This window comes from Syntrophomonas sp. DTU019 (assembly GCA_913757435.1).
In the GTDB taxonomy this organism is placed as follows: Bacteria; Bacillota; Syntrophomonadia; order Syntrophomonadales; family Syntrophomonadaceae; genus DTU019.
On record CAJYDM010000001.1, the window covers coordinates 84,297 to 102,807 of the forward strand.

The 18,511-nt window shown below is 47.3% G+C and carries 17 protein-coding genes and 1 CRISPR repeat array; of the genes, 6 read left to right on the forward strand and 11 right to left on the reverse strand.

Annotated features, from left to right (window positions below; genetic code table 11):
* Positions 1-67: 67 nt before the first annotated feature.
* The 3 genes from AC15IQ_RS00405 to AC15IQ_RS00415 are packed head-to-tail and all read left to right on the forward strand — an operon-like array spanning position 68 to position 3,557.
* Positions 68-1,054: a TAXI family TRAP transporter solute-binding subunit gene (locus AC15IQ_RS00405; protein WP_483176632.1), complete on the forward strand. Its 987-nt coding sequence runs from the start codon at positions 68-70 to the stop codon at positions 1,052-1,054.
* Positions 1,055-1,113: 59 nt separating this feature from the next.
* The gene (locus AC15IQ_RS00410) at positions 1,114-1,587 is read left to right on the forward strand and encodes a DUF1850 domain-containing protein (protein WP_483176633.1); all 474 of its coding nucleotides are present in this window, start codon (positions 1,114-1,116) and stop codon (positions 1,585-1,587) included.
* On the forward strand, positions 1,584-3,557 hold the full coding sequence (locus AC15IQ_RS00415; RefSeq protein WP_483176634.1) for a TRAP transporter permease: 1,974 nt from the start codon (positions 1,584-1,586) through the stop codon (positions 3,555-3,557). Before AC15IQ_RS00410 ends, AC15IQ_RS00415 begins: the two co-directional genes overlap by 4 nt.
* Before the next feature lie 115 nt (positions 3,558-3,672).
* Here the strand turns inward: AC15IQ_RS00415 and AC15IQ_RS00420 are convergent, their stop codons facing one another.
* Positions 3,673-3,951, reverse strand: a complete 279-nt coding sequence (locus AC15IQ_RS00420) for a hypothetical protein (protein WP_483176635.1) — start codon at positions 3,949-3,951, stop codon at positions 3,673-3,675.
* A 368-nt stretch (positions 3,952-4,319) separates the two neighbouring features.
* On the opposite strand from AC15IQ_RS00420, the gene AC15IQ_RS00425 reads away from it, so the two are divergent.
* Entirely contained in the window at positions 4,320-4,961 is a 642-nt protein-coding gene (locus AC15IQ_RS00425; RefSeq protein ID WP_483176636.1) for a transmembrane-type terpene cyclase, read from the forward strand.
* A gap of 165 nt (positions 4,962-5,126) precedes the next feature.
* On the opposite strand, the gene AC15IQ_RS00430 is transcribed toward AC15IQ_RS00425, so the two are convergent.
* From AC15IQ_RS00430 to cas10, 9 genes are all read right to left on the reverse strand, one after another.
* Positions 5,127-6,422 carry an RNA repair transcriptional activator RtcR family protein gene (locus tag AC15IQ_RS00430; RefSeq protein ID WP_483176637.1) on the reverse strand — a complete coding sequence of 432 codons (1,296 nt, stop codon included), beginning with the start codon at positions 6,420-6,422 and terminating at the stop codon, positions 5,127-5,129.
* 30 nt (positions 6,423-6,452) lie between these two features.
* Positions 6,453-6,779 (reverse strand): CRISPR-associated endonuclease Cas2, encoded by a 327-nt coding sequence (gene cas2 / locus AC15IQ_RS00435; RefSeq protein WP_483176638.1) that lies wholly within the window; start codon positions 6,777-6,779, stop codon positions 6,453-6,455.
* On the reverse strand, positions 6,779-7,789 hold the full coding sequence (gene cas1 / locus AC15IQ_RS00440; protein ID WP_483176639.1) for a CRISPR-associated endonuclease Cas1: 1,011 nt from the start codon (positions 7,787-7,789) through the stop codon (positions 6,779-6,781). The genes cas2 and cas1 overlap by 1 nt, the downstream gene beginning before the upstream one ends.
* A gap of 21 nt (positions 7,790-7,810) precedes the next feature.
* Positions 7,811-10,264: a CRISPR direct-repeat array (repeat unit 36 nt; unit sequence CTTTCCGTCCCCGTAAAGGGGTCTTTATCTGTCAAT).
* Positions 10,265-10,429: 165 nt separating this feature from the next.
* Positions 10,430-11,200 (reverse strand): CRISPR-associated endoribonuclease Cas6, encoded by a 771-nt coding sequence (cas6, locus tag AC15IQ_RS00445; RefSeq protein WP_483176640.1) that lies wholly within the window; start codon positions 11,198-11,200, stop codon positions 10,430-10,432.
* 26 nt (positions 11,201-11,226) lie between these two features.
* Positions 11,227-12,360: a type III-A CRISPR-associated RAMP protein Csm5 gene (csm5, locus tag AC15IQ_RS00450; protein WP_483176641.1), complete on the reverse strand. Its 1,134-nt coding sequence runs from the start codon at positions 12,358-12,360 to the stop codon at positions 11,227-11,229.
* On the reverse strand, positions 12,357-13,298 hold the full coding sequence (csm4, locus tag AC15IQ_RS00455) for a type III-A CRISPR-associated RAMP protein Csm4 (protein ID WP_483176642.1): 942 nt from the start codon (positions 13,296-13,298) through the stop codon (positions 12,357-12,359). Before csm4 ends, csm5 begins: the two co-directional genes overlap by 4 nt.
* Positions 13,273-13,968, reverse strand: coding sequence for a type III-A CRISPR-associated RAMP protein Csm3 (csm3, locus tag AC15IQ_RS00460; RefSeq protein ID WP_483176643.1), 696 nt, complete (start codon positions 13,966-13,968; stop codon positions 13,273-13,275). The genes csm4 and csm3 overlap by 26 nt, the downstream gene beginning before the upstream one ends.
* Before the next feature lie 14 nt (positions 13,969-13,982).
* The gene (csm2, locus tag AC15IQ_RS00465; RefSeq protein ID WP_483176644.1) at positions 13,983-14,462 is read right to left on the reverse strand and encodes a type III-A CRISPR-associated protein Csm2; all 480 of its coding nucleotides are present in this window, start codon (positions 14,460-14,462) and stop codon (positions 13,983-13,985) included.
* Positions 14,455-16,929, reverse strand: a complete 2,475-nt coding sequence (cas10, locus tag AC15IQ_RS00470) for a type III-A CRISPR-associated protein Cas10/Csm1 (RefSeq protein ID WP_483176645.1) — start codon at positions 16,927-16,929, stop codon at positions 14,455-14,457. Before cas10 ends, csm2 begins: the two co-directional genes overlap by 8 nt.
* Positions 16,930-17,262: 333 nt before the next feature.
* Between cas10 and AC15IQ_RS00475 the strand changes: the two genes are divergently transcribed.
* Complete coding sequence (locus tag AC15IQ_RS00475; protein ID WP_483176646.1) at positions 17,263-17,463, forward strand: hypothetical protein; 201 nt, start codon at positions 17,263-17,265, stop codon at positions 17,461-17,463.
* Between the two features lie 87 nt (positions 17,464-17,550).
* Positions 17,551-17,721, forward strand: a complete 171-nt coding sequence (locus AC15IQ_RS00480; protein ID WP_483176647.1) for a hypothetical protein — start codon at positions 17,551-17,553, stop codon at positions 17,719-17,721.
* A 133-nt stretch (positions 17,722-17,854) separates the two neighbouring features.
* Here AC15IQ_RS00480 and AC15IQ_RS00485 read toward each other — a convergent pair whose 3' ends face one another.
* Positions 17,855-18,454, reverse strand: coding sequence for an FMN-dependent NADH-azoreductase (locus AC15IQ_RS00485; RefSeq protein WP_483176648.1), 600 nt, complete (start codon positions 18,452-18,454; stop codon positions 17,855-17,857).
* Positions 18,455-18,511 lie beyond the last annotated feature (57 nt).

Consider the following 18,511-nt stretch of genomic DNA (forward strand, 5'->3'; position numbering starts at 1 on the left):
GAGTAAATGGACTTATAATATTATGGTAAAATACTTTTAGGTTAACAGTTGAAAGGGAGGTAGAACTATGAAACGAATGGGTAAGCTCTTATTGGTTTTGTGTCTGGTTGTTTCATTAATGGCGATGGGCCTGACGGGGTGTACACAAACTAAAAGCCCTGCTGACCAGCCAGCTGCCGAAAAGAAATTCATTAACATTGCGACGGGCGGCACCGCTGGAACTTACTATCCCCTGGGTGGAGCTATGGCGGAAATTCTTAACCAGAATATCCCTGGTGTGAATGCTACCGCACAATCTACCGGTGCGTCTGCTGCCAATATAAATATGCTGGCCGGCGGTAGTGTTGACCTGGCTTTGGTGCAAAATGATGTAGCCTATTACGCGATTAACGGAATCGAATTGTTTAAAGATAAGAAGGTGGAAGGCCTGCAGGCAATTTCCACGTTGTATCCGGAAACCTGCCAGATTATTGCTTTGACCAAGTCAGGCATCAAAAGCGTAGCCGATTTTAAGGGCAAGAAGATAGCAGTTGGAGCTGCTGGCAGCGGCGTTGAAGCCAATACCCGCCAGATTTTGGCTGCTCATGGTCTTACATATGACGACATCAATGCTCAGTATTTATCCTTCGCCGAAGCGGCCAATGGGTTGAAAGATGGCAACATTGATGCTGCTTTTGTAACTGCAGGTCATCCCACTGCTGCCATTCAGGACCTTGCCGCCCAGCATGAAATCACCTTGATCCCCATATCCGATGAAATCGCCGACAAATTAATTGCTCAATATCCTTACTATACTAAAGTTACTATCCCGGCCGACACCTATTCCAGCCAGAAGGCAGATACTCAGGCATTGGCCGTTAAAGCTATGTTGATCGTCTCTAGCAAAATGGACGAAGAAACTGCATATAACATTACCAAGTCGATTTATTCGAATTTGGATAAACTGGCAGCCACTCATACGGTCGGTAAGCTGATAACTGTCGAATCGGCTAGTGATGGCCTGTCAATACCTGTTCATCCGGGTGCAGCCAAATTCTTTAATGAAAAAAAATAGGTAGTTGATATCTGTTGAGTCCTTTTACCAAATCCCGGAGAAATGCGCTGATATGGATTATGATACTGGGTTTGGGAGCGGGCCTGTTCTGGCCCCTCCCCACACTGGTTATACGCCAACCTGATTCCGACCATCAGTTGCTGATCCCACTGCTGCAGAATAAAGGATTTTCCCTCTATTTTCTACACTCGGTACAGAAAACCCCGGTGCGGGAAAACTACATTCTTGCACCGGGGAATAAACTGCGCCTGATATCTACTGACTATCAGTCATACGGCGTAGGTTTGCCTTTTCTGCCCGAGGAGGGAGTCTTGATAAACGATGATGGGATATTCCGATTGACAGGAATAAATCGTCTATATGACAAGATCGATATGGGGTTTATGCCCCTGGCTGATCATGCCTTGCTTTATGGAAGTAAGCGTTATGAGTTCGACCGATACTTTGATGAGGGTTCCCTGCTACAGATAACCGTAAAGGGTTATTCCCCTTTTTTATTGCTATGGCGGATGCTTGAAGGAGGAAGAGTGTGAAAGAACAGGAACACCGTCCCGAACATCATAGTGTAAACCTTAAAGAGTTTATGGCTCAGTATGATCGTGAGTCAGATTATGTGCGCTATAAAGGAGTTAGTAGATGGGTGGTGGCTGTCATTGCCATCTGCTTTTCCCTTTTTCAGCTTTACACCGCCACTTTTGGTGTCTTTGATGCGCATATTCAACGGGCGGTGCACCTATCATTCGCGATGGCCCTGGTCTTTCTCCTTTTTCCATTACGAAAATCCTGGTCCGGCGATGGTATTCACCCGGTGGACGCTGTCATAGCCCTTATTGCGGTAGCCATGCCTTTATATGTGGTCATCTTTTACAAAGATTTGGTGATGAGGGCCGCTTTATCCACGCCTCTGGATACCTTGATAGGGGCTATCGGGGTCTTGCTGGTGCTTGAAGCCGCCCGCAGAGTGGTGGGTTGGCCTATTGTGATCGTAGCTCTGGTGTTTCTCGCCTATGCCTTTGCAGGGCCAAATATTCCGGGTGCTTTCGCCCACCGCGGGGTTTCATTAACAATGCTGGTAGGCCACCTATACTACACCACCGAAGGGGTTTTTGGCATTCCCCTGGGGGTTTCAGCTACCTTCATTTTTTTGTTTATCCTATTCGGTGCGTATTTAGAGAAATCAGGTCTGGGAAAGCTGTTCATCGATCTGGCCAACTCAATTGCCGGTTGGGCTTCAGGTGGCCCGGCCAAAGTAGCAGTGATATCCAGTGGTCTGATGGGCACCATCTCGGGTAGCTCAGTAGCCAATGTAGCTGGCACCGGCAGCTTCACCATCCCTATGATGAAAAAACTCGGCTATCGGCCCGAATTCGCCGGCGCGGTCGAAGCCGCAGCTTCAACCGGTGGCCAGTTAATGCCTCCTATAATGGGTGCGGCTGCTTTTTTGATGGCAGAGTTTGTAGGCGTTCCCTATATAAGTGTTGCCAAAGCAGCTGCTATCCCCGCGTTGCTTTATTTTACCGGCGTCATGCTGTGCGTGCATCTGGAAGCTAAAAAGACGGGCTTAAGGGGCCTATCTGTTGAGGAGCTCCCCAAAGTAGGCGCTATACTGAAAGAAAAAGGCCACTTAATGCTGCCCTTAATAGTTATCATATATTTGCTGGTTTCCGGCTACACTCCTATGCGAGCGGCGCTATGGGCAATTGTATTGACCGTGCTAGCTTCCCTCTTGCGCTCTTCCACCCGCATGTCGCTTAAGGATATTGTCAAAGGACTGGAAGACGGTGCCAGGTCAGCTCTGGGGGTGATTATCGCCTGTGCCACTGCCGGCATTATTATCGGTGTAGTGACCAAGACCGGACTGGGGCTCAAACTGGGTTCGGTGCTCATTCAACTGGCCGGAGGCAAACTGCTCCCCACTATGATGTTCACCATGATAACATCAATAATCCTGGGTATGGGAGTACCGACCACCGCCAATTATGTCATAACCTCAACCATAGCAGCCCCAACCATCATTCAATTAGGGGTTCCGGTATTGGCAGCGCATATGTTTGTCTTTTATTTCGGTATCATCGCAGATGTGACGCCCCCGGTCGCATTGGCCGCTTTCGCGGGATCAGGAATAGCCAACAGTGATCCGTTGAAAACCGGGGTGCAGGCATCCAAACTCGCCATAGCTGCATTCCTGATTCCTTACATCTTTGTACTTTCACCTGCTTTGCTGATGATCAATACCACGGTGGCGCAGGTACTACTTATTATTACTACTTCCACGATTGGAATGATCGGTGTGGCCGCAGCCGTTTCCAACTATTTTATGATTAAAACCAGCTGGCTGGAACGCCTCTTATTTCTTATAGGAGGCCTTATGATGATAGACCCCAATCACCTGACCGATTTGTTGGGTGTAGGCATATTGGCAACCGCCATCATAATCCAGTTCATCCGCAAGCGGTCGTCGACCCCATCAGAGCGTGATGGCTATGAGCAGGATACGGCCTAGTAATATTTTGTAAGCAGGAAAAGTTGTGGTAGGCCCAATCATCAGCTTTTTATCCCATAGTGAGGGTTTTATCAGCAGGGTGGCTGTATGCCATCGATCGAATCTCATGCCATTGCTATAGACCATAAGTCTTAATCATGCTTATGAGGTTGGCCTTCACCATCTTTTCACCCATCAGTTCCCTGAAGCGCACTGATTTGGTTTTTCCTTGGCCGCGCAGTTTTTCCATTTCTTCCGGTATTTTTATTTGACTCTCCAGAAGCTCGGTGTAGAAATTTTCAAACCTGGCCAACCTGGTGATAGCCTCGCCGAAATATCCGTTGATGCCATGCTGAATGTTGGTATCATCCACAACATAAGACCCATCATCTATTACTCTGGTCAACCTATCCAAATCATTTCACCCCCTATTTATCAACCGTTAGACTCCACAAGCCATCTAAAACTCAATTTCATCCAGGAATTTACCCACCTCTTAGGGGTATCTGGCTTTATCCTTCTTTTCCTGACTTCCGGTCTTTTTTACAGCTGGGATTAAAGACTCTAGTGCCCTGGCGGTTTCCAATTCTGTCCCCCCGGTAAACTTGAATCTGTGCGAGAAGGTCATGCCAACCGCATAATACTTTATTATAGCACAGCGGTTTTTCCCGGTTCTCTTGAGCCTGAGTGATCATGAAGTGTTTTTCCCGGTTATGGGTGTCAAATATAAAGTGAACTCAATACCTATATTCCAGGGGAACAACAAATCAAGGGGGGTTTATGTTGGATACCATTGCTTTTTTTCAACTGGCTACCGGGGCATGCTGGTCATTAACATATTTGCTCATCATATACCGGGGGTTTCAGGATAAATCCTATGGAATGCCCATGGCAGCCCTATGCGCCAATCTATCCTGGGAGTTTATCTTCTCCTTTGTATATCCCCACGGAGGATTGCAGGGCACCATTGATAAGGTATGGCTGGCTCTTGATGCGGTCATTTTAATTCAATACATCTTATATGGAAAAGGTGAATTCACCCGAAGACTGCCAATCAAGTACTTTTATCCTGTTCTTTTGCTGACTTTATGCCTTTGCACAGCCATAATAATGGCTTCTGTGCCCGAATTCAGCGACCCCCAGGGCAAATATGCGGCATTCTCCCAGAACCTGATGATGTCGGTGTTATTTATATCCATGCTGCTCAGTCGTGGCAACAGCCGGGGGCAGTCTTGCGGTATCGCTTTCTTCAAGATGATCGGCAGTCTTATTTCCGCAGTGGGCTTTTATATGTATTTCCGCTCCGACCTCATAACCATAATCACTGCAGCCACGCTGCTGTTCGACCTGATTTATCTGGTTATGATAACCCGGCAGCGGAGGGTAGAGGTATGCTTCAAACCCAGTATAAATACTCCAGGTTAAAGTTGATGAATTGTGAGCTGACGATTTGCCATTGTTAAAGGGGGCCATTGGAGAATAATCCATGCCCCTTTTCAATGCTATCGAACTAGTCATGCAATAATGCCCGAATATTTAGGCGAAAGAAGCCAATGAATTGTGTGATCATTTTAATCGGTTTATTATACTTTATATATTTTGAAAAATAATGTTGCCGGCTTCCTCCAGTTTGCTGCTGGAAAAAGGGTACTGGTCGATATTCTTAGTCGGAAATACCTTCATTAGGAGTTCTTTGAGCAGCTTAATGGCCTGCCGAGCGTCCTCGTGGTTTACTGACCTCATTCCGTGGTTGTTTATGGTATAATTGCGCTTTTTAGCCAAGCTGTTTAATTTATCTTCCAGCCCGGGGGATAATCTTTTTTTCCCGAATTTATGTTCGTATAATTCAGCAATTTCATATAGATTTAGGTTTCCACGGTTCCGTTTGAGTGCTCTAAAAACCCAATCGACACCCCTTTGATCCTCCAGCTTCCTATTTGGCTGGATTTTCAGCTCTTCTCTGGCTATATAGTACCAGCACCCTTCATAAATCCTTTTAAAACGGCTCAAACACTCTATGTATTGACCCATTTCGAAACGGCGGCAGGCATTATGATACAAATCGCAAAGGTTCTCAAAACCTTCTTTATCGTCAAACTGAATGATTTGCTCTACAATTACCCGTTGTTCCTTCACTATCGCCAACAAGGCAATTATGCGCAATCTTTGCAAGTTTTTTTCCACTTTATATAGCGATTCCAACGCCCGTTCATGTTGATAGAGATCTATATAATGATACGCGGAGAGAAGGTCGCTGTATATTTCAGCCAGTTTGGAGCGTTCCAATTTGCGTGTACTTAAAGCTATATTAGTCATTTCATCGGCGGCGCTGGAGAAATAGTACTTAGAGTAGAATATCTTGCTCCGATTAATCTGGTTCTCCTCCTCGATAAATTGAACATCGATTTCTCGAACTCGCTCCTGACCGGCTTGTACATAATGGGGGTCACGAGCCTGGTAAAGGCGGGCATTTATACGCTGACTGCTCACCAGGAGCAAAAAGGAAGCCTGGATTTGTGGGGTCGCCGAAGAAATCCCTATGTAATAGTCGGGCTGTGATTGGCTGTAATAGTTTTTAATCTCATTGATTTTAGGAATTAACTGGGTCAATATGTCATGATGATCGGTAGGGTCGCTTAGATCTAAAGGCACTTTTCTCACCGCTATCTTAGGCAGCATTTTTTTGAGCTCAGCCTCTATGGCGTCGCAACGGTCTTCAGTATAACTAAGTTGGTCGTTGAGTTGTTTGCGTGTCGGGAACATTATAAGGATATCTGGCTTTATCTCCTGGGCGACAGTAAGTAATGGACCCAATGAGCTTTCTTGGGTGTTCGGGTCAATAGCAAACGCATCACGGTTGCCAACCCCACTGAGCATAATCTTCATTGTAACCTCCCCCTTTGCCAACCGTAACATTTAAATAATCACAACTTCTTCTTCCTCAACCAGTTCTACAGTTCCCCAGGCCTTAATATCAGCGTTACTGGTAAGTTTGTATACCCTAATCTGATCCTCAGCACTTATTAGTGAAGGTATCCCTTTGACCAGCTTTTCATATTTAGCTGCGGTTAGGATGCACTCAAAGGCGGACTTTTGCACCCGCACTCCAAAACCCTTTAAGTATTTAGCAAATGCACCCCGACGGCGGTTGTCAACAATATCATAGATTACTACCACCAAGTATTTTCGCCTCTCTTCTGCAATGAATTCATCGAAAATAAAAATTCGAGTGCTCTTCTCCATCACCTTATCACCACCGGTTGATAAATAGAGGGATCTCCATCCTCAATGGCGCGGGCTAACCGCTGACATTGCATTTCTATTCCTCTGCGAAAGCTCACGGGGTAATCAACATAGTTAATATACTGGGAACGGGTGCGTACCTTTTTTTCGTATTCAGCTATAAAGGTCTTTGAAGCGCTCGCGTTCAAGTACACCCCACCCTCTGGTTGAACCTTTTCAAAATCAGTGCGCTTGATTATCCCCTTACTGGTAACGTACAATGCCAATGAATCAGCTAGAACCGCACGCCACTCTTCCATTAAATCTGAACACAATGCTGGATGACCTTTGCGAATACTATGTAAATAACTAGCATAAGGGCTTAGACCACGGTTGACTGCTGCTGTGTAAACATCGTACATCAACAGGGTATATGCGAAGCTTAAGAGCGAATTAAAGGGGTCCCGGGGAGGTTGCCTGCTTCGGCCGTTAAAGGCAAATTCTTGATCAACCAAAAGGCCCAGGGCTTGATAATAATTACGAGCGGCCAGACCTTCATGCCCCATAAGTACATTTATACTCGTATCCTGTTCTATGATCGGCAGGAGCCTTGAAATTGCCTCGATATTGCTTTGCACCGGTGCTGCCTGCCTATTGCGCTGATAGCGCCGCAAAATGGTAATCTGATTCTTAACTTTTGCCAGTACAATCTTCTTAGATAATTCTAAACAGAAAGTCTCATCCTCACCACAAGCAAACTGTCTTCGCTGCCGGTGAATATCCACACCACGAGTGGATTCAAGTCGACCAAAGAATTTACCCTTGCTTGATAACCAGGTAAGATTGATATCTCTTTCTAAGAATTGCCTGACGCTGCTAGTGCTCAGGGTGGCGTCACCGAAAATAACAATATTTTCTACTCCTTCAATTGGCAACGTCCGCTTGATGTTCTCTTTCTCACTCTCTATTACAACACAGTTATTCTGTACGCCGATTTTAGCTCCCCTTTCATAAACATAAATGAAACTCATAAAACCCCTCCTTTTATTAAGAGCTCCGTCCCCGTAAAGGGGTCTTTATCTGTCAATGGGCCAGAATGTCCCAGGAAGCACTGGCTAAAAAACTGTTTCCGTCCCCGTGAAGGGGTCTTTATCTGTCAATATGTTTTACCCTCATTTGTCACTGATTTTGGACAGCAACGGGTTTCCGTCCCCGTAAAGGGGTCTTTATCTGTCAATTTTGGATTGACAAGTCCCTTACGGGCTAGTTTCCGGATTCTTTCCGTCCCCGTAAAGGGGTCTTTATCTGTCAATGCTACCGAAACTGTGGCCCTGTCTGGATTCCACTTCCGTTTCCGTCCCCGTAAAGGGGTCTTTATCTGTCAATCTAGGATGCACTAAACCTAACCTGAAACGCATTTAAAGTTTCCGTCCCCGTAAAGGGGTCTTTATCTGTCAATGGATGTCGTCCTTAGTGCTACGCATGTTTCGAAGATCCCGTTTCCACACCCGTAAAGGGGTCTTTATCTGTCAATAGGATATAAAAATGGCATTAACAACACTAAAGAAGTACGTTTCCGTCCCCGTAAAGGGGTCTTTATCTGTCAATCCGGTGAACGAAGTTCTGGATGCCATCCAGGACTGGAAGGTTTCCGTCCCCGTAAAGGGGTCTTTATCTGTCAATTAGATGTGAAGTGTGCTATACAACGGGATTTAAGGATGGTTTCCGTCCCCGTAAAGGGGTCTTTATCTGTCAATACGCCGTTTTCACGGTGATGCCAAACCTAAGTTCTGGTTTCCGTCCCCGTAAAGGGGTCTTTATCTGTCAATTTGCCTACATGGCAGCAGGAGTGGTGGTGTTGACAGTTTCCGTCCCCGTAAAGGGGTCTTTATCTGTCAATATGCCACAAAGGTCCTGGAACAGAGAAGGCAGGAAACAGGTTTCCGTCCCCGTAAAGGGGTCTTTATCTGTCAATGGTTTGTGGGAATGCCATTGAGGCATATACCATGACCGTTTCCGTCCCCGTAAAGGGGTCTTTATCTGTCAATAATCACGCCGCTCGCCAAGTGTGCGACTTGAGCCTTAGAGCGTTTCCGTCCCCGTAAAGGGGTCTTTATCTGTCAATAGACTGCGGCAAAGAGTTTAAGGGAGAAGATTGTTTTACTTTCCGTCCCCGTAAAGGGGTCTTTATCTGTCAATGGGTTAGCCTAATGACGATACACCGCCTCGAGAACAGCTTTCCGTCCCCGTAAAGGGGTCTTTATCTGTCAATTCGGATCATAAACCCCTCAGTTATGCCCCGGAAGAATTGCTTTCCGTCCCCGTAAAGGGGTCTTTATCTGTCAATTATTTGTTTTACCTTTTATTATTGGATTTTCCATTGACTTTCCGTCCCCGTAAAGGGGTCTTTATCTGTCAATAATTGGAGATGAGATTCACAAAGCGGCAGGTCATTGATTTCTTTCCGTCCCCGTAAAGGGGTCTTTATCTGTCAATATGACAGAGTCCACACGATAGTTTTTCAGGACGGGTCCTTTCCGTCCCCGTAAAGGGGTCTTTATCTGTCAATTATGGAAGCCCTGCCACATTATATAACTGCACGGAAAACTTTCCGTCCCCGTAAAGGGGTCTTTATCTGTCAATCTGTTATTGGAACTATCATGTTCCAAGTGGATTGCCTTTCCGTCCCCGTAAAGGGGTCTTTATCTGTCAATAGGAATAGACTACTGAGAAATGTTTTACAGCTTGCACTTTCCGTCCCCGTAAAGGGGTCTTTATCTGTCAATGCGACGAACCAAATCCGAATAACTGCCTTTGCGGCTTTCCGTCCCCGTAAAGGGGTCTTTATCTGTCAATACCATGAGAAATTTGGATATAGATTTTTTTTAAGCTTTCCGTCCCCGTAAAGGGGTCTTTATCTGTCAATTGATTTTGACGCATGTGGGACCGGATATCAGGGCATCTTTCCGTCCCCGTAAAGGGGTCTTTATCTGTCAATACAAGTGCGGGACGGTGTACGACCCGATAGAAACTTTCCGTCCCCGTAAAGGGGTCTTTATCTGTCAATACAATTATTACATTCAATGCCTGCATTACCTTTTGGCTTTCCGTCCCCGTAAAGGGGTCTTTATCTGTCAATTGGTATCCGCTCGGAGTATATCAGCCGCATAGAGCGGAACTTTCCGTCCCCGTAAAGGGGTCTTTATCTGTCAATGCGCAGGTAGAAGCGGTCATGCAGGAGCGGTACTGCCTTTCCGTCCCCGTAAAGGGGTCTTTATCTGTCAATCTTTCCGGGCATTGGCTCAGTGCCCGGGCGGGAGGATTCTTTCCGTCCCCGTAAAGGGGTCTTTATCTGTCAATTAGATGTCCACCATCGCACATATGCAAACAGAGGCCGGCTTTCCGTCCCCGTAAAGGGGTCTTTATCTGTCAATAGATTTACGAAAAAACAGATCATTGATTTGGCAAAACTTTCCGTCCCCGTAAAGGGGTCTTTATCTGTCAATCCTGCCAGCTGAAAGCCGCAATATGCTTGGGCTCAAAAATGGTTCTGCGGCGCTCGCCACGAAATTTCCAGTTACTTACATTGAAGCCCTGTGAACTCATCAAGCCGAATGGGTTTTTATCGTTTTTCTCCATTATGCTCTAATTACCTCCACGCGGCGCTAAAATCAAGCTTGTTGGTCGGGCAAGCGCGGCTGAATCTGCCTGACAATTACTCCACCCATACCCAGGGCTGTCTTAATGCCCACGCCGCTGTATTCGGCAAAAGAAAGTAGAGCCCCAGCCAGTCTGGCCAGCTGCTCAGGACCGTTGATCACCAGGGTTATACGGCCCATATATCCCGTTATCTTGGTGTTTTCCAGATAGTATACAGCAGTACGCAGAGAGTAACGAACTATACGCAAGTGAGCGGCCACCTGCTCCATGGCTTGGGGATCATCCAACGTAACATCCTGCATAAACGCGCTATAGCGCTTACTTAAGCTGTTGATAATAAGCCCCGGGGTGGGGAACAACACATAGCTGCCATCCTGTTTATGAGTACAGGGGGTCAGGAATTCGATTTCGTAACGGCGGCATGGGACATCTGCTGTGAAATGCCTGGCAAAAAACTCCGGCACGCTCAGACTGCTGCGATTAACGCTGACGACTTCAAGGGTCAGCCCCTTTTGCTCCAGCTGAATGCTGTCTAGCGGCATGATGGACCTCACTATGTGACCGGCTATCAACCCATCCCATAACCCAATGGTCCAGGTGAGCTGTTGTTCAGATTCAGAAGTCACAAATTGGGAAAAGGGCCGCAACTGACCCTGGTGAAGCAAGTCCGCTACTCCATCCGGCAGGGCTTTGAACAGAAAACCATGAAAAAGCGACCCCCAATTGTAATTGGCTTTGTTTTCCCCACTATATCTGCACTGTAAAACAATCTTTTGTAGCATGATTTCTCCCCTTATGCCTCATCAAATCACTGCCATAACAACTCGCATCTGCCCATAGGGTAATACTCCTCCCTGAATACCGTGGTCTTTAATGTGTGCGGCGATACTTTGTAGCGGTTGACATCACTATTGTGGTTGTGTCCCGGGAAATGCTTGACCATTATCTTGCTTACTATGCGCAAGGCCCGCTCCCTGTCAGGGAACAGGTTGTAGGTTACGGTTTTGGAAACATAGCCTGCTCCGCCACCCAGGATAACATCCACTCCTTGCCGGGCTGCTGTGTCCGCATCCTCTGGCAATTCCGCAAAGTACTGCTCAAACCTGGCGTAATGCTGTTCGGCGAAATAATGCAAGGCTTTTTCGATTGTGTCGGCATCCATCCCTACCTGGGCCAGCATCGGCAAATCCAGGGTCATTTCCAGACAGGCCTGGCTACTGGGCATCAAGCATTCCCTGAATATCGGTATGGGACTTACGGTTCCATCAGGCTTACGGTCGTATTTACCGACCAGTGTCAGGTTATCATAGCTCAGGGGCCTACTGTCACTGATGCGTATGGCCTGCATGAGATCATTGACGGCATTGTTGATTTGTTGCCCCTGCCGGTCTCTTCTGTTAAGGCGATAGAAAATCCTCCGCTCCAGTCTGTCGCTTTCCCGGGACAGGTACCTGCGCGGTGCTACCGCACTATCGGCCTTTTCAACCATGCTCCGGTCACGTTCCCAATCGCCTTGCTGCAATAACCAGGCAGCTAAAGCGGTGCGGATGGCGCCTTTCAGGCTGGAACCGGGGATGTAGGGCTTTCCTTCCGGGTCTTTGACAAAGATCAAGACTTCACGGAAGTTGCCGGCCCGTACGGCTTCACCCGCATCGATGCTATACTGCACAAAATGACAATAATCATCCGCAGTTACCCGTCGGTCTGCCAAAAAGGCCTGAAGATCATTAAGCCGGGGGTTGGCCAAGAAGTTTTCATAGGCCGACAGCAGGGAACGTTTTTTCAAAAAGGATACCAGACGGGGCAGATCAGGAAAATGAATCTGCCGATTTTGGACGTCAAATATGTACTCTTTTTTATTGAGTCGCTCACCCGAGCCGATAAATACCGGCGATAAGGCGCGCAATACAAGGCTTACCCTTTCCAGGTGGCCGTATTTCATAAATTCACCCCCACAAATAGAGTGCTGCTGTTGCGGTAAATGGGATGACTGCCGTTATCAGACAAGTCGTGCATCTTCCCCCGAAAACGCCTGCGCAGGCAGGAGCCTGGCCCCAGCATGTAAATGGTTTTTTTCTTTAATTGCCCGCTGGCATATCCTTCAGAGTGGATAAAGCCTCCCCGCCTAATCAGGGTAAACCAGCTGTCCTGAAGGGTCTCCTCCAGTTCAGCTTCAATGGGCAAACCCGTTCCCAGCATCATTTGATATTCAGCCTCGCGGTCATTGAGCAATTCCATCATCAGGGCGGGAACGCTGTCCTGCTTAAGCTCGAATTTGCCCCATCCTGAGGTTTTCTTTCCGCCAATGCCGGAGAGGCCCAGGCTGTTCAGGGCCGAAGTCAGGGTTTTCAGGGCATTTTCATCTTCATAGCCAACTACTATATATAAACCGCATCCTGGGGCAAATCTCCACGAAGCCACGTGGTAAGGCAGAGGAGGGTCATTGCCTTTTATAGCCACCCTGGTGCTGGTGGAAAGCTGGCCGAAATCGTATTTGAGTTTTTCCATCTCTATAGCCGGCTGGTTAAGATTGTCCAGGTAACTCCGAAACTGCGACAGGGGAATAAAATCCAGGCTTTTCAGAGCTTTTTTTAGCCCTGCATCGCCTTCGCGCTTTTTATGGCCTGTAAACAGGATTGGTTTGGGGAGAAACAGTTCCTCAGCGGAGAATGGCAGAGCATTGGAAATAACCAAACTACCGTTGGAAAAGCTTTCTACCAACTGTGTCATCCGCCGGTCATGGGCAGTTTCACAGCACAAAGCTGAAAATATGGTGTCGGCATGAATTGTCATCTGGCCATCATCCAAAGAGGCTCCTCCGGAATCCCGGCCTATATGCAAAGCAGTGGTGAAGTTAAGCCTGTAAAGAGAATACTCCATATTCCTCCACTTCCTTTAACATATTCTGCAGCAAATCCAGTTCTAACGGACAGGAACCATCTTTGAGCAGCACTTCAAAGTTGGTGAAGCCAACCCGGCCATAGCCCCGCGAGCCGTGTCCGCCCAAATAGTCCATGGACAATAGTTTTAAGCCCTGGGCGATATTAGTAAAATCCTCTATAATGTCATCGGCCTCTTCCATATCGTAAACCATGTTGACGGCAAACACTGAGCCTCTTACCACCCGCTCTATCTGGCGCGGATTGGCAACCCCAGTCAGCCTCACGATGGTGTTCTCGAACTTAACCTCGGTAAGCCCGCCCCGGTTCTTCATAGCAGCGGCATTAATCAGGAAAGAATCGGCAAACTGCAAGCGGGCTGCCTTGGGATTCTCCCTTCGTCCCTTGTCACCAGCCGAACCGAACAACCGTTTCAACACTGGCGGATCATTAGCGCATTCCTGGGTTATGTAATGGTTTTTGAAAGACTTGGCGAGCAGGGTGCGCATTTTCCCCTTGAGGCTGGAGCCAGGCAGCATGGGTTCTCCGGTCAAAGCGTCCCGTATCACCGGGCTGTCCACAGCACCTATTGATGAAAAAGCGGAAGAACCACCGATATGCATACCGGTAAGAACAGTCATATGGCATTTGATCCATAGTTTACCGTACATCTATAAATACCCCCTTAAGATTCTTTGCCACCGTAGAAACGATGGTAGGCTACCAACGCTTCCATATAGCGGGCAAAATCTATGAATTTTTTCCGGCTGTCGCCAATGTCACTCAGTAGTTCCAGTAATCCTGCCTTTTTCACAAAGGGCTTGACCACCTTCGGCTCACGGCCGCATTCGTAAGCCAACCGCACTTTTAGGTATTCTATTCTGCTTTGTATCTGTTCATCTAAAACATCTTCCGGTTCGGCCCGGACATCGTTGTAGATCTCACTGACCATGGACAGGATATTCCTTATCTTGCTGGTGGTGAAGTTCTGGAAATCACGCCCCATCTGGTTCTTTAAATCCTTTATGACCTGTTCCGCTTGGTCAGCGTAGTTTTTCTGCAGCACAAACTTATCAACAGCCTGTGCCGCTGTGTTCTGGGTTTGTTGCTTTGTAGAAGACTTGAACCCTGCTTTCTCGAAAGCGCTTTTAATATCGTTAGGCATGTCGGTTTACCTCCTTTTCGCGATTGTAATATGAATACAATATGATGGCGGTTATTAATTGTCTCCGGTCTTCTTCTAATAAAGCCCAGTTGTAAATGCTCTGAGTGAAGGCGGCATATTTTTGCTTCACCTCAGGTTTGGCATTCTTGTCCGGTTCATGCCGGGCTAACAGATAGGCCAGCCGTGCAATGTTGATTCCGGATTGGTGTGATTGGCGCAGCAGCTCCAGGATGTTATACAGGAAACTGTTGCCATAGGCATCACTTCCGCTGAACAAGTAATCTATCAGGGCATACTTTTCACCCATAACCCGGTTTTCAAATGTATCCCAATCATAGGTATGATAGGCCTTTAACTGCAGTTCAGCCTTGTCCCTCTGGAACTCTATATCAAAGTCAGGGTGGGGCTGCTTTGGCATCCATTCCATACCCAGCAGCGAAATGGAATTTTTGACCCCGCCGGCATACTGATTGGCTTTGGCCTGGGCTTCTAGTTGGGCGGTTTCAGCCGCCATCCGGGCAATGGGGTAACCGGGCTCGAATATGGCCATACCGGCTGACAGGGTCAGGGAATTTCCGGTATATCGCGCAAAGGCTCGGCGGATATCAATAGCTGCGGAGAGGACTTGGTTCCAAGCCCCGACCAGGAAAAGGTCATCCCCGCCGGAGTAAACCACCACAATGTGGCGTTTCCCTGGTGAGGCTAACCGGCCAGGCTCACCAGGGGCCAGGATGCCATTAAGATAGTATTTGTAAAATATGGATAAACTGCGTGAAAGTGTGGCAGTACGGGACAAGGTCAGGTAACGGTATTTATTTTCAGCCTCATTTTCCCTGATGAAGCCGCTGACAAAAGCAGTACCCAGGTCGTCGACATCAGCACGGAGCACCCCAATCCTCTCTATACCGTGTGAGGCATCAGCCAGTTCTTCAAAGGTCTGCAAATCACCCTCTGGACTTGTAGTGGCATAATCCCCCAGCCATATCTTGGCAGCCAAAGAGAAACCGGTGTGAAAAGTGTTTTTGCTGTATATGCGCACTACCCTTTCCGGGCTCCCCTTCAACATCTGTTTGACTTCATCAGCCGTGCGAGCATAGAAGAAGTGCTTTTCCCCCTGCCCGGAGAAAAGCGGCAAAGCTACCCCGCCCAGTTCCTGATTGGCGACCACAAACACCGCATCGGGTTTAATAAGCATGCGGGATATATCCTCAAAGGCTGCGCAGGCCTGGCAGATAACACCCCCATTCCGTTCCACCAGTTGGCTGGATACACCACAGACCCGGCATTCACGCCCTGCTTTGTCCGGGAAATTGTGGTTTAATTCCATGATTTCACTAGCGGTATAACGGCGTAATTTGCCTGCCGAGATTTGCGAAGATACACTGCGGAAAATGTTCAGATAATCTTCCGGGTCTCCAGTCTTGCTCATAAGTTCATTGGCGGAGCATTCCTGCATTCCATAAGCAACAAACAGCCTGGTTCCATAGAGCTTGAGCAAATTTTTGTTCAGGTTTCTTATTACTGCTGCTGCCCTTTCCCGGGCTTCAACAGTGTTTGGCAGCAGTATGTAGGCATGACCGCCGCCAGTATAGATAAGATTGGTGCGGTAAAGGGTGCAGCTCGATAGAATCTCGTCTGCCAGGTTTTCTAACAGCAATTCCAGATAGAATGACCTTGACCGAAGTCCCTTTAAGGCGCCCTTGGATGAAATGGTGTAGATGAAGGGCTGCACCCCGGAAATATCGCAAGAGAACAGGCAAAAGGCCTTCTCCTGATAAAAGCCGTGACGCTTTTCAAAAAGTTCAAGACGATAATCATCTCGACCCAGACTGGTCATATATAACACTATACATGCCGCCAGGGCGGCTGTAATTTTGGAGTGGTCAAAAAGCGAAATATCAGATACCTCTCCTAAATTGGTGGAAGAAGGCACATAGGACAAGTAAGCTTCTGTTAATTCCAGCAAAGAATTAACATATTCCCCTTTGTATTCAACAGCTCTCAGTCCCTCTGCCAAACCGAAAATTATCTTATTGTAATATGAAGCTAAATCGTGTTTTTCGAAATCTGAAGGGTAGTTTATCTTCTCATCAAGAGTGGTCAAAGCATGGACAGCTTTTGCGTTGGAATCGTTCAAGAGGTTGTATATTGACTCCAGAGGTCTGTTCTTATCAAATCCCCCGAGAGCCTCTCCTTCTATATCCCTGCGGTCAACGCCTGAAGCGATGTTGTCGGCCAAATATACAATGTATGCCAGGCTACCTTTTTCAATTTGGGCCTTTTCAATGTCCTGGTGATGATGATAGCGGATGCTGTTCAGAATGGCCGGATTATCAATATACTCCTTCACCCAGTCATGGCCGGATATGCTGTGGGCGCGGCCATCCACATTTGCTCCCCTATGCAGGACTTTGCCAATATCATGCAAAAGGCCGGCCATCGTTACACTTTTGACTTTTTCATACAAATACTCTCCCCCCTAATTAACATTTCGCCCTTTCCTATATATTCCGTGTTATACCAACATTTTCCTCCCGTTAACGATAGAATCTTACATAATTGACATGCTTTTTGATTATTAATCATCTGCAAGACATTACCGTGTCACTTAACAAATCCTCATGGATTTTTGCCACGAAAAGCGACAACGGGCTTGGCCCGTTGTCTGTCCTTTCTTATTCAATTGGGGAGTTTAGCGCTCTTCACCCAGGAAGCATACAGCCAGGAGTTAGGTCAGGGCATAGACATAATAGCAATGCACATACTACAGGTGTCGATTTGGTCTAAAGGAGGTATTGAATTGGACGAGAGAAGAGTTATTGCTTCAGCCATAGTACACATAAAAGACGCCAAGAGCGGAATCGCAGGGATTGCGCAAGAAGACTTAACCTCGGAAGCAAAGCAAGCTCTCAATATAGCTTACCAATCACTGGACCAATGCCTCAAACACTGCCAGGCCATCTTCGGCCCGGCTACTGTGGAGGCGGAACGAAGGTTGTAGGAATTCAGCAGGGTTGTTTGCCAACCCATTCTGGTGATCGGGCCGAGCATGAGAGCATCTATACAATACTTCTGGAGGTGAAGCAGCTTGAATGACAAAGCAGTACAATCGGTAATGGACCATGTTGATCAAGCCATCAGGGAAATCAAGAAACTGCCCCGGAGCGGGATGAGCAACAAATCCCTGGCTGAAATGGATATGGCCTGTGAATTGCTCAATGACTGTCTAATTCAGTGCAGAAAAGCATTACAAACGTGAAGTAGAGGGCCAGGTGGATGGCGATTCGGCACGTCTGCCTCTAGCGAGTATGAAATGGCGGTCAGGGGTGGTTTTTAGAGCATTTGGCAATGTCTAAAACCATCCCGCCGGCCACTCATTATCATAAAGAGGTTTAGAAATCTCGGGCTAGATTTTCGGCCTCTTTCATAGCGTTTGCCATAATCGCCTCCACATCCTGACCTATGACGTCGAGGTTGTTGGCGGCAATGGTTTTATAATCGGATATTCCCAGGAACCCCAGAATGGTCCTCAAATATCGGTCCGCCATTTCGAAGGAAGCCATAGGCTCCCTGCCATAATCCCCTCCCCGGGTGGTGACGTTTACCGCTTTCTTTCCGGTGCACAACCCTACCGGTCCCCTGGCAGTGTACTCAAATGTAATCCCGGCTACACTTATATAATCGATATACGCCTTGAGGATAGCTGGAACCCCCAGATTCCAAAGCGGTTCGGCGAATACATATTTGTCTGCCTCCTTAAACTGAAAAGCATATTTCAGTATGGGATGGCTGCGGTCTTCACACTCCTTGCCGTGCATCTCCATAATCTCCGGGGTCAGAAAACCAATCCCTTCGTGATATAGATCCAAAGTAACCACTTCATCCTGGGGGTGGGTTTCACGATAAACATTGATAAACCGGTCTGAAATGCGGTAGGTCCTGGATTTGTCTGCTGGCTTGGCATTGGCTTTAATGTATAGAAGTCTGCTCAATTTATCCCTTCTTTCTGCTGAAATAAATTCTATTGATTATGATTCGCCTCTTGCGTT